Origin of the sequence: Mangrovibacter sp. MFB070 (genome assembly GCF_000705335.1) — a bacterium.
Taxonomy (GTDB): Bacteria; Pseudomonadota; Gammaproteobacteria; order Enterobacterales; family Enterobacteriaceae; genus Mangrovibacter; species Mangrovibacter plantisponsor.
On sequence record NZ_JJMI01000035.1, the window covers coordinates 60,457 to 72,550 of the forward strand.

Consider the following 12,094-nt stretch of genomic DNA (forward strand, 5'->3'; position numbering starts at 1 on the left):
GCAGTTAACTGCCTGCACGTAGTGACAGTGAGTTTTGGCGCAAAACTGTGTGCCGTATTGCCTGTTACACGCCGCAGTCAGGCGTGCTGTAATTGGGCAACCAGGCGGTTTGCCACGTCTGTCGGTGTTGGTTGTGCAGCCATTTCACGGGCAACCTGCCATGAAGCTTCCTGCAAGGCACTGTCGGCCAGGAAACTATTGATAAGGTCGCTGGAGAGCCCACGGTCATCAGGAATAATGCCGCAGCCACGCTCAACCACTGCTTTGGCGTTGACCGGGCGGTCTGCACCCTGACCAAAGACAATTTGTGGTATACCGGCATGCAACGCCGTCAAAGTATTTCCGGCGCCGCCATGGTGAATAAACCCATCAGCGCCATTGAGGAACAACCCCATCGGGATCCAGTCGACAAGGCGTACATTGGGGGGTAAGTGGCGTAATTCAGCCCGGGCATTGGCTGACAAATGCAGGATTATCTCCGCATCCACTTCATCGGCAGAATCCATAACCCAGGAAATCAAATCCAGCCCGTCGACCATGGGTTTCACTGTCCCAAGGCTTACCAGCAATCTTTTGCGCCCCGGTGTGCGCTCCCACCATTTTTCCCATACTGCGCCGCCGTTATAGGGAACATATTGCATGGGAATAACGGGCTCACCGTCGTTTTCCAGAATACTCATGCTGGGTGGAGTGACATCAATCCAGGCTAAATCCCTTGGTGGTGCGCTTACACCATGGCGTGCATAGGCATCAGACAGCGAACGCGTCACCCCTTTGATATGCCAGGGTTTGTGGGCAAACCCGACAGTTTGCATGACCACCGGGATACCAAATTTCGCCGCCAGCATCGGCCCGATAACGCCTAAAGGCGGGTAGACAATTAAATCAGGCTGCCAGTGGCGGGTAAATTCCACCAGGCTGTCGGCCATCTCTTCACTGAAGAAAGAGAAATTGCCCATTTTAGTACCAACGTTATTTTTCTTACGCAGGTCTTCCCGCCGCCGGTAATCTGCTTCTGAATCAAAACCCGGCGCGGCATCGAATGCAACAAGCCCTGCTTCTGCAGCTTTTTGCGCGAATTTTCCGTTACTGGCAACCAGTACTTCATGGCCATTAACGCGAAATGCCTGAGCGAGTGAAAATACGGGGTATAACAAGCCATACAGTGGTGGCCCAACAAAAAGAATACGCATGAGAAAATCCCTCTCCGCTTGACGAACTGAAGCTGAAAATTGGGCGCAAAACAGCATCCGGGCGGTCTGTTTACCGCTTCCGGGCCAGTGTTAACGCCACGTCTTTTTCATTCCGGTGCAGGCAGTTATTCCCGGCATTAATTTGTGAATCAATAATGCCGTTGTGCTGCCTGCAGGGCTGTCCATTGCCCAACTTTGCCAACGCTCAGTAAGCGTTCTGTTCCTCGCTAAACGGCATAAGCATTTACTCTGCTTAATACCGAAAACTGCCATCCTGAAAGTAAGGTAAACGGGTTATGTTCTGTGGGGGTCTCCAGGAGAAAGCCCACAACGCGCACGGATTTGCACTACTAAAATGCCGTGCCAAAATGTCGTGCCGCCGGTTAATTATTTCCCGCTCATTATATTTTATATGTTAATGATAATTATTATCATTGTGATTATTATTTCTCAAGATAATTCTGACAGGCCTGCCAAATTAAGACTTTCCGCAGTCAAAAAACGTTATTACCCGTCTTACCCGTTATTTGCAGCAACCTGCCTCCCGGTGCCAGCGCACAACACCAGGGGAAGGCAGGTTACTTACCGTTGGAAATTCCCTGTCAGAAATGCATGCCTAATTCCATATAGTAGGTACGGCCAGACTCATTATAAGTCCGTGCACCCGCACCGTAGGCATAAGTGGTGCCACTGCCTGAGGTGGTTGAGTTCCCTTCACGGAAGTGGCGTTTATCAAGCAAATTATCAATCCCGCCAGTGATGTCGATATATTTGTTGATGTTATAGGTAGCACTCATCCCAAACAACGCGTAAGGCGAAACAGCCCAGGTTTCACTCCCCGAAGTCGCTTCCCCTTTGTCGTTGTATTTTTTCGGTTTTTGCTTGCCATACCAGGTCATTGTGCCCTGGACCGACAAATCATTCGTCGCCTGCCAGTCAACCGTTGAGTTGATGGTGTACTTCGGAATAATAGTCAGGTAATCACTGGTTGTTTTGTTCTTATTTTCAATAATATAAGTGAAGTTGTTTTTCATCTTCACAGAATCACTGATTGGGAAGTTAAATGTCCCTTCCAGCCCCTGGACAACCGCTTTAGGGACGTTCTCCCATTTATAGACATCCGAGGTGCCGTTGGAATACTCCGCCGAATAACCCGCTTCAATTTTGTTGCGGTAATCATTGCGATACCAGGTTAAACCGGCCTGCACCTCATCGTGGTGATATTCAATGCCAATCTCTTTGTTTACGCTGGTTTCCGCTTTAAGGTCTTTGTTGCCCTGCAGGTAGCAACTGCCTGAACTGGCATAACACCCGTTGCCACTGCTGTAGAGCAGGTAGTTGGGGTTGGTTTGGTACAGGTTAGGTGCTTTCCATGCACGGGCAATACCCATTTTCAGCGTGAAATCACTACCCAGTTCCTGAGACAGGTTCAGCGCCGGGCTGAAGTTACTCCCGGTAATACTCTGGTAGTTGAAGCGCAAACCAGGGGTTAAGCGGGTGGAGTCTGTCAGGTCGATATTGTCTTCGGTATAAACGCCATAGATGTCCGCCGAGCTGTACTGGCTACGGTTTGAGTCTGAAACACCGCTCACTGTTGAGCTGGTTGTCAGCGAGTTGGATGTCGGGTCTTTCATCGACTGGTGGTTCATTTCCGCACCGAACGTGACGGTCTGATTTACCCACAAGTCGAACGGGATATTAATATCAGAATGCAGGTTTGTGTCATTCAGCGTGATGGTGGAAAAACCGGTACCCGTGGTGGTGAACATCCCTTCCACACCGCCAGACAGGCCTTCTTTTAACCGGGTGTTGCGTGTTTTTTCGAGCTGTATGTAGTTATTGGTGGTAACACCGTTGTCCCAGGCGCCTGTGTATTTCAGCGCTACGGTCTGGCGGTAAAGTATATTGGTCTCTTTGCCATACCAGGCTTTGGTCACTTTACTACTGTTAGTGTTTTGAGTATCGCCCGCGTACAGGTTGCCCTGGCGGCTGTACCCGGCATCAAGCTCCAGTGCCTGCATGGGCATAAATTCCCAACGCAATGCGGCATTGATATTCTTATTAATTACCCCTTCACGCCCTGCCGGATACTGCCCGGCATATTTACCGGTACGCTCAGCCTGGTGGCCTTCATTGATATCCTGAGCATCGGCCTGGGTTTTACTCCAGTTACCATACAGGCGCATAGTCAGGTTATCGGCCAGCGCACCACTCAGGTTCATATTGTAACGCTTTGTCGCCCCTTCAGACTTATGCTCCGGAACGTTGTAGTAAGTGTTAAAACTGCCGTGCCATTCATTGGCCGCCCGTTTGGTGACAATGTTTACCACACCGCCCATTGCACCATTGCCGTAAATTGCCGCCGCCGGGCCGCGAATAACTTCAATGTGGTCGATCATTTCTGGCGGAACCCAGTTGCTGTCCCCCCGGGTATCACGCTCACCACGCCAGCCGTAGCGCACGGAGTTACGGCTGGTTACAGGCATGCCATCCACCAAAATCAGTGTATTTTCCGGCCCCATCCCACGGATATCTATCTGCCGGTTATTGCCGCGCTGCCCGCTGCTGGAGTTACCGGTCAGGTTCACCCCGGGCATGGTGCGGATAATTTCTGATACATCACGCTGAATGGGGTGCTTTTTAATTGCTTCGCTGTCAATAATTGACACACCCGGCGCCTGGAGCGTTTGCTCTCTTGCCGTTACCACCATGGTATCGTCACTGTTCTTTTTATTATCAGTAACCGGCTTGTTATCCGGGCTTTTCACCACGGGTTTGAGTTGCTGCTGGCTGGTTTGTGTATCAACCTCCTCAGCATGAGCAGCATGAATGGCAAGGCTGCCTGCAATGAGCGAACTGAGCAGCGAAATTTTATAGATATGCTTGTTCATGGTGTTGAAGATATCCCTGTGTGTAAAAGAGATATGCAAATTAATGCGAATGATTACTAATTTCAATATCATTATCACTAAGTGAAATTTCGCACATTCTGCTAAAAACGCCCCTTAGGTAAGATTCATCTTAATGACACATTTATTACCGTACACTGGCAGTTGCTCATCATTTAAAAAAACCATTTAGCAGGATAAAAGACTAAAAACACTCACCTGGCAACGGCAGCACCTGGCGCAATCTTTGCTAATTACTGTTTGTGAGCCGGTAACTCATGCTTTCAGGCAGGGTTCAGAGGTGTTTACCACTCAGGGTAATGCCCCCTTTTAATACAGGAGAACAGCGGTATACGGCCTGTTGGGGAGTAACGGAGAGCTTGCAGCGAGCAACGTCAACGATTAGCGATGGCAGCCACCAGGGAAAAAATGAATTGCCAGTATGTAATTAAGTAACCCCGCTCATTTCAGTAGTGAATATTTCCCTGGTAATACTGATGTAAATAATTACATCACTAACCTGGCTAAAACCAGTACTACTGCGACTTTATTATACAGCTTTAAATATAATCCCGCCGTCTGAATCACAGTTACCTTTCGAAACACAATAAAATCATATAAAACAACCAGGTTATTATTTTGCAAACCTCACAAAATGAGAAAAAACCATCATTCTCTGGTGCTAGCATATTAGACGTGAAGCAAATGCGCTCATGTCTTAAATAAGGATATCCACTATGAAAAAAATTATTCTTTATTCTGCTTTGTCACTTGCCGGTTTAACTTCCACCATTGGTGTGGCGAATGCCGCTGCAGGCGACAGTAGTGCAACTATCAGTTATGCCCAGAGCCACTTTAACCATACCCACGGTAGCGATGCGAACGGTGTTCAGTTGCAGTACCGTTATGAACTGAATGATGACTGGGGCGTGATGGGTGGCATGACCTATACCGGTAATAACTACAGTGATTCCGGCGATGGCGACCACCACTATTTCTCTGTGAAAGCCGGCCCAACTTACCGCATTACCGACTGGGCCAGCGTATATACTGATATCGGCTACGGCTATGCTAAAGACAAGTTCAGCCGTAACGGTGTAAACCAGGACCACGACACATCAATGCTGGTTTATGGCGCAGGTTTGCAGTTCAACCCGTACCAAAATATCGTTCTGGATGCCGGGTATGAATATGGTTCAGCAGGCCATGTACAGGTGGGCACCTGGAACCTGGGTGTCGGTTATAAGTTCTGATCCTTACCCTGCAATATAAACAGAACCTAAACAAAACCCAATTAATGGCGAAAGTTACTGCCACGTCTTTCGCCATTTTCCCACATGTGTGAAATCAATTCTCTGCCAGAAAATAATTTACACTCGGTTATATTTCACGCTAACCAGAATTACCCCCCATTCAGAGAAATTTAATTACACCAATAAACCATCACAGCATACCATTCGCACAAAATAACAAAAAACTTTATTCACTGCAGAAAAAACGCAAAGCACCAATAATGATAAACAGGGTACTTCGCGTATATTAATCCCGGCAGTTATAATGCCAAAATCATTTCAATACAGCACAAATCTTGTTGTGCAAGTGATGAATAGAAGGTGCGCACGCCCTGGCTTTCAAACCCGTGCTTTTCATAGAATGACTGCGCATTCGGGGTTGATGACAACCTGAGCACTGCCATGCCCCGCTGGCGGGCCTCTGCTTTAACGGCGTCCAGAATCAGGCTGGCAGCGCCCAGGCCTGTGTACTCAGGTAAAGTAAAAACCGCTTCAACCGTCTGTGCGTCAAGGTCTAAAAAGCCGGTTGCCACCAACCTGCCACTACCATTTTTCGCCACAAAGAAAGGAAACGCCGCAATGACTTCGCTCTGCCCTGCCGGAGCCGTATCCGGTGTCCATGCTGTAATCACATCCGGTGTATAGCTGTGCCTGCACCCATGGCGAATCGCCTGGTTACGAATGTTCCAGCATTCCTGGGCATCTGACACCTGTGCCCGCTTTATCTTCATTATTGTTCTCCTGTTCTGAACTGGTACACGCAGGTCAATCCGTACTGTCTGCTCTTTTTAACACAGCGGATTAACAGAGCAAGCTGCCAGACTTAATAGCACAGGCTTACAGTCCGGAAACAGAATGATTGTATTGTACCGATCGGTAATATAGGATCTTTTCCCGCCCGGCCTCCTGTGATACAGGAAACGGAACCGACATGGCACCGGCCACACCAGGCAAAACGGCACGGGTATACCAGCCAGTCCATGTCCAAAGCGCAAGTGATTTTACGCTGGCAGCGAAGAGCCCACGGGGCGCTGCCAGCCTGGTCATTAACTTTTTTACAGTGAGCCACAATATGTATTCTCTGACGTACCCGGAAAAAATCGGGTCACCGTTAATGCGTGACACCACGATTTCCGCAGTCGTTGTGCTGTCTTTTGCCCCGGTGGTTAGCATGCCACCAGTTGCAAAAACAGTGTGAGAAGTGGCCTGATCCACCCTTGATTAACCGGATAACTACCGGGTTATACATCTACATCAGAGGAAAGCAACCATGATCGTCCAACCACGTATCAGAGGTTTTATCTGTATTACTGCCCACCCAACCGGTTGTGATGCCAACGTTAAGCAACAAATTGATTACGTTACCGCTCGCGGCAAAGTGGCAAATGGGCCGAAAAAAGTTCTGGTCATTGGTGCTTCTACGGGTTACGGCCTGGCAGCTCGTATTTCAACGGCATTTGGCAGCGATGCCGCCACATTAGGGGTAGTTTTTGAACGCCCGGGCAGCGCCAAAAAAACCGGTACTGCTGGCTGGTATAACACCGCGGCATTTGAAAAATATGCCCATGAGCAAGGCTTGTATGCCCGCACCATTAATGGCGATGCGTTCTCCGACGAAATCAAAGCTCAGACCATTGAAACCATTAAAAACGACCTCGGTCAGGTTGATTTAGTTATCTACAGCCTCGCAGCACCACGCCGCACCCACCCGAAAACCGGTGAAGTTTACACCTCCGTATTGAAACCTCAGGGTGCCGATATCACCCTGCCGGGCATTGATACTGATAAAAAAGAAGTTACCCAGTTCAGCCTGACTGCTGCCACAGATGAAGAAATTGACAACACCATCGCGGTAATGGGTGGTGAAGACTGGCAAATGTGGATTGACGCGCTCAGTGAAGCAGGCGTGCTGGCAGATAATGCCAAAACCACTGCCTTTACTTACCTTGGCCCGGAAGTTACTCACCAGATTTACTGGAATGGCTCAATTGGTGCCGCGAAAAAAGACCTGGATAAAAAAGTCCTGGCTATTCGTGAATCAATGAAAGCAACCGGTGGTGAAGCTTATGTTTCCGTACTTAAAGCCGTGGTAACCCAGTCCAGCTCAGCAATTCCGGTGATGCCACTGTATTTGTCCCTGCTGTTTAAAGTCATGAAAGAACAGGGTTCACACGAAGGCTGCATTGAGCAAATAGCTGGTTTGCTGCACGACTCACTGTACAGCAGTACGCCAATTACCGATGGTGAAGGCCGTTTACGCGCAGACTACCCAGAGCTTGCCACTGAAGTGCAGAGTTATGTTTCTCAGCACTGGAATACCGTCACTACCCAGAATCTGGACGACGTAGCGGATTTCGCAGGTTACCAGCAAGAGTTTCTGCGCCTGTTTGGTTTTGGCATTGAAGGTGTGGACTACGACCTGGACGTTAACCCGGAAGTTGATATCCCCGGGCTGATTGCATAAACCGCAAAACACTGTGCGCGAAGGTGGCATCAGGCCACCTTCGCCATACAGCCCCCCGGCGGCAACACGCTTGCCGCCAGCAGTTTTAACTCCCCAAATACACCATGCGGGTGACCGGCGCTGCCTGATGACCACTTTTTTGGGCATCAAAAAGGCGTTGAGACGAATCAACTTTCCAGTGAAATTCACCATTCCAGCCGGTGTGAGCCACCAGTAAATCTGCACTGTCACTTTTCACCAGGTTGGCGTAATGCAGTGGCTGATATCCGCTGCCATTATCCTGTTGCCAAATTTTGAAATGGGATTGCAGGGTATGAATCTGCTCCGGGGTCATGCCCTTATCCTGTTTTTCGGCCTCGCACATGCCTGCAATCAACGTGATTTGGGTACCCAGTTCCACCGCAGGCAACATGTCAGGCATGTCGTTCACCTGCACTTCGGTGGCATAAAACACAGCGGTTTCATAGCGCTGGTCGCACTGGTTCATTTCCAGATACGCCGCAACGCGTTCGGCAGAAGTCAACGCGCCTGAAGTATTCCAGGCAATTAATGAAAGCGCCAGGCGGCTCAAACCGGCAAAGGGATTAAGCCCTTGTTTGCCACGTAACAGTGCTTTGATATACACCACGCACCCACCAGACAGCGCCAGACGTGCTTCATCTTCTGTATCGGGAATGTCGTTAAGAAACTCTGGCCGCAGGTTGCGGGTATTTTCAAATGCTTTAACCAGTACCGCGATATTTTGCAGGTTATAGCCCTTTTCGCTGATTACCCGGTTATCCTGAATCATTGCCAGGAAGCTCTGATAACGCCCGGAATCAGACAGCGACACAGAAGCGCTACCCGTATCATTTTGGTTGTCAGCATAAGCCGACAACCAGCGGTCTGTACGGCTGTGCGGTTCTTCCAGCAATGAGCGCCCGTATTGCAGAATATCTGAAATGGGTTTTATGTTACTCATACCTGCTCCTTCTGTTCCACTCACGCCGGTTACTGGATTACTACTATTATCGGCCCTGTAGCGGTACGTTTTACGCATATCAATCCTAAATAGCCGATGTTTATCTCGTGGTAAGTGAATTTTTTGCTGCTTTAATTTAGCTGAGTGAATATTTCGGTCACTTACCATTTTGCACACTGGATCACACCATCAGTGCATACATTGCGCAGTGCTGGTGCACCCGGAAGAATGAACGCCTTCATTGCCCCGTCGCTTGCCTCTTCTGCGGGTTCTGGTTTTCTGGCGCAGACCTTGCATGTCTGTGCGATAAAGTGTGTGAGATAAAGCCAGCGTTATGTCTGCCAGCCTCACTTGTCTATACAGGAACAGGCATGAGTGTTCAGGTGCAGCGCAGCAACACTGGCGCAATGGAGATTCGCAGTGGTTCAGGGGCAATAATATGATTTTGAATGCGCATGACTTACGCAAGAAGGCCCGGCAAACCCTGCCCGGCTTTGCTTTCGACTATATTGATGGCGGAGCCGACGACGAATACACGCTGCGGCATAATACGGCTATCTTTGACCGCTGGATGTTCACCCCTTCGGTATTAAAGAATGCCAGCCAGCGCGACCTGTCGGTTAACCTGCAGGGAACACATCTTTCTGCCCCCCTGATGGTGGCGCCCACCGGTTATAATGGCATGTTGCGCCGCCATGCCGACCATATGCTGGCGAGTGCGGCGAGCCATGCAAACATTGGCTATATGCAAAGTACGGTATCCACGGCTGCGCTGGAAGATGTTCACCCGTCAGCCCCTGACAACCACTGGTTTCAGTTATATGTACTGAAAGACAGAGAAATCACACTGGATTTACTTAAACGGGCACAGCAGGCTGGTTGCAAAGCATTAGTGGTGTCTGTTGATGCCGTACACTTTGGCAACCGGGAGAGGGATAAACGCCACTATCGCCGCCCAATGAAGCTTTCCTGGCGGGCTTTGGCTGGGGTTGCCATGAAACCTGGCTGGGTGATACGGACACTGCTGCCCGGTGGCGTACCCGGCTTTGGTAACCTGCAACCCTATTTACCGCCGGAGCTCCAGAAAGGCGCAGGTGGAGCCAGCTATTTTGCCAGCCAAATGGATAAAACCCTCGACTGGGCAACACTGGAATGGTTAAGAGCCCGGTGGCAGGGACCATTGCTTATCAAAGGAATAATGACTGCACAGGATGCCCGGCAGGCACAAAAAATCGGGGCCGACGGCATTGTGCTTTCCAACCACGGTGGCCGCCAGCTCGACAGTACGCTGAGCCCAATGGATGTTCTCAGTGAGGTGCGCAACCAGGTCGGCCCTGATTTTACCCTGCTCGCAGACAGTGGGTTTCGCCGCGGTACTGATGTGGTTAAAGCGCTGGCACTGGGTGCCAACGCCGTCCTGATTGGTCGCCCTTTGTTATACGCCGTGGCGGCAGGTGGCGAGGCGCTGGTCCAACAAACGCTCACCACCCTGATTCAGGAAATTGACCTGACGCTGGCGCAACTGGGCTGTACCCGCCTGGATGAACTGCACCCGGGCATGTTAAGGCTCAAATAGCGGCGAGGTAACCGCCGTCAATATACAGAACTTGCCCGGTGATATACCGGGCTGCCGGTGAGGCCAGAAACACCACGGCTCCCGCCAGGTCTTCCAGCTCGCCAAAGCGGCCAAGAGGAATTTTGGCCTGCATTGCCGCACACCACGCCGGGTCCTGGTAAAACACCCCGGTGAGGTCTGTTTCAAAATAGCCGGGGCCAATGCCATTAACCCGTATGCCGTTGCTGGCCCATTCAGCACTGAGTGCATGAGTTAAGCCAACCAGGCCAGACTTTGAGCTACCGTAAGCGGCGGCACCGGGTACACCGACACAACTGGTCAGGGAACACAGGTTGATAATCACCCCGCCCGCCCCTGCTGACACCATACTTTTTGCCGCCGCCTGCGCGCAAAAAAACGCGCCTTTCAGGTTGGTACTGACAATGGTGTCCCACAGTTTTTCGTCTACCTCAAGGGATGCACACACCTGCTCTGTGCCAGCATTGTTAACCAGAATATCCACTGGCCCAATGGCTGAAATCACCCCGGCTATTTGCCTGGTATCAGTGACATCAAGCACACAGCCGGTAATCCCGGCCCCCTCTTCTTCACGCAGTGCAGACACCGCAGCATCCAGGCGGTCTGCATCACGGCCAGTAATCACCACACTGGCACCCGCCTGCATCAGTGCTTTTGCCAGCGCAAAACCAATGCCACGCGTTCCCCCGGTTACCAGGGCGCGCTTACCGCTTAATGAAAACGCCGTCATCACATTCATGGCACAATCACCGCTTTTAGCCAGGCACTGTTGCCGGCAATCAGTTGCTGGTAGGCCTCTGGCACAGCGTCCAGAGGCACCGGCGGGGCCATAATCGCCCGCAATTCACTGGCAAGTGATGCCATCAACGCCAGTGCCTGGCGCTGTTCATCCTGGAAGACACTGCAGCCAACCAGGGTTATTTCCCGCTCTACCAGGGCATTAACATCCAGTTGAGCGGTCTGATGAAAAATTCCCACCATGGCAATACGCCCACCAGAAGTGATGTTATCCACCAGTGTGCTGAGCACGGCTTCTTTGCCGGTGGCTTCAACGGCGTAGGAATAAGGTTGTTGTTCATCAAACGGGATCAGGGAAGACAACAACTGATAACGCTGCGCATTCGGTTCCTGTAAACAGACCCTGCAGTGTTTCAGCCGGTGCAACAGTAGTGCTGCCAGGCCGCCAATAGTACCGCCACCGGCGACACGCACATGAGCACCTTCGGCTACACCAAGCTGGTTAACCACCCGCAGTGCCACACCCAGAGGTTCACTGAGCACTGCGATGTCGTCAGGAACGTCATCGGGTACTGGCAGTACATTTTTGAGCGGCAGCACAACATATTGTGCAAAGCCACCATCAAACACTTCGCCAACAAACCCCAGATGCTCACACAGGTTATACGCTTCACGCTGGCAAGCCGGGCACTCACCGCACCACACACGGGAATCGGCGACAACACGCTGGCCCGGCACTAACACAGAGCCCGGTTCCGGGTTTTCTTCAACTACGCCAAACAACTCATGCCCGGGTGTCACCGGTTCACCCGCGAACCAGCGCCCTTGCTGAAAGTTGTGCAAGTCAGACCCGCAAATACCGGCAGAGATAACCCGGATACGCACCCAGCCGCCAGGTGTGGCAGGCAATTCCGGTTGTTCAACGCGTAATGTACCTATGCCATGTAACCGCACCGCTTTCATG

Annotated in this window: 10 protein-coding genes; 4 read left to right on the plus strand and 6 right to left on the minus strand. The window is 50.8% G+C overall.

The genetic code is table 11. The features are described 5' to 3' along the window. Positions 1-77 precede the first annotated feature (77 nt). Both DT73_RS17185 and DT73_RS17190 read right to left on the minus strand, forming a co-directional pair. Complete coding sequence (locus DT73_RS17185) at positions 78-1,193, minus strand: glycosyltransferase (protein ID WP_036112125.1); 1,116 nt, start codon at positions 1,191-1,193, stop codon at positions 78-80. A gap of 602 nt (positions 1,194-1,795) precedes the next feature. After that, positions 1,796-4,084, minus strand: a complete 2,289-nt coding sequence (locus DT73_RS17190; protein WP_036112127.1) for a TonB-dependent siderophore receptor — start codon at positions 4,082-4,084, stop codon at positions 1,796-1,798. A gap of 734 nt (positions 4,085-4,818) precedes the next feature. On the opposite strand from DT73_RS17190, the gene DT73_RS17195 reads away from it, so the two are divergent. After that, a complete protein-coding gene (locus tag DT73_RS17195) occupies positions 4,819-5,334 on the plus strand; it encodes an Ail/Lom family outer membrane beta-barrel protein (RefSeq protein WP_036112129.1) in 516 nt (171 codons plus the stop codon). 299 nt (positions 5,335-5,633) lie between these two features. On the opposite strand, the gene DT73_RS17200 is transcribed toward DT73_RS17195, so the two are convergent. Then, on the minus strand, positions 5,634-6,104 hold the full coding sequence (locus DT73_RS17200) for a GNAT family N-acetyltransferase (protein ID WP_036112132.1): 471 nt from the start codon (positions 6,102-6,104) through the stop codon (positions 5,634-5,636). 200 nt (positions 6,105-6,304) lie between these two features. Here DT73_RS17200 and DT73_RS17205 point away from each other — a divergent pair, with 200 nt between their 5' ends. Together DT73_RS17205 and fabV are read left to right on the plus strand one after the other, a co-directional pair. Then, positions 6,305-6,571 (plus strand): hypothetical protein, encoded by a 267-nt coding sequence (locus tag DT73_RS17205; RefSeq protein ID WP_036112135.1) that lies wholly within the window; start codon positions 6,305-6,307, stop codon positions 6,569-6,571. A gap of 72 nt (positions 6,572-6,643) precedes the next feature. Beyond that, the gene (fabV, locus tag DT73_RS17210; RefSeq protein ID WP_036112140.1) at positions 6,644-7,837 is read left to right on the plus strand and encodes an enoyl-ACP reductase FabV; all 1,194 of its coding nucleotides are present in this window, start codon (positions 6,644-6,646) and stop codon (positions 7,835-7,837) included. An 85-nt stretch (positions 7,838-7,922) separates the two neighbouring features. Here the strand turns inward: fabV and DT73_RS17215 are convergent, their stop codons facing one another. Continuing rightward, positions 7,923-8,798, minus strand: coding sequence for a hypothetical protein (locus tag DT73_RS17215; protein WP_036112143.1), 876 nt, complete (start codon positions 8,796-8,798; stop codon positions 7,923-7,925). A gap of 439 nt (positions 8,799-9,237) precedes the next feature. Between DT73_RS17215 and DT73_RS17220 the strand changes: the two genes are divergently transcribed. Then, entirely contained in the window at positions 9,238-10,374 is a 1,137-nt protein-coding gene (locus DT73_RS17220; RefSeq protein WP_036112146.1) for an alpha-hydroxy acid oxidase, read from the plus strand. Here the strand turns inward: DT73_RS17220 and DT73_RS17225 are convergent. Next, positions 10,367-11,131 carry an SDR family NAD(P)-dependent oxidoreductase gene (locus tag DT73_RS17225; protein WP_036112148.1) on the minus strand — a complete coding sequence of 255 codons (765 nt, stop codon included), beginning with the start codon at positions 11,129-11,131 and terminating at the stop codon, positions 10,367-10,369. The genes DT73_RS17220 and DT73_RS17225 overlap by 8 nt on opposite strands. Further along, the gene (locus tag DT73_RS17230; protein ID WP_036112150.1) at positions 11,128-12,093 is read right to left on the minus strand and encodes a zinc-binding dehydrogenase; all 966 of its coding nucleotides are present in this window, start codon (positions 12,091-12,093) and stop codon (positions 11,128-11,130) included. Before DT73_RS17230 ends, DT73_RS17225 begins: the two co-directional genes overlap by 4 nt. Between the last annotated feature and the right edge of the window lies 1 nt (position 12,094).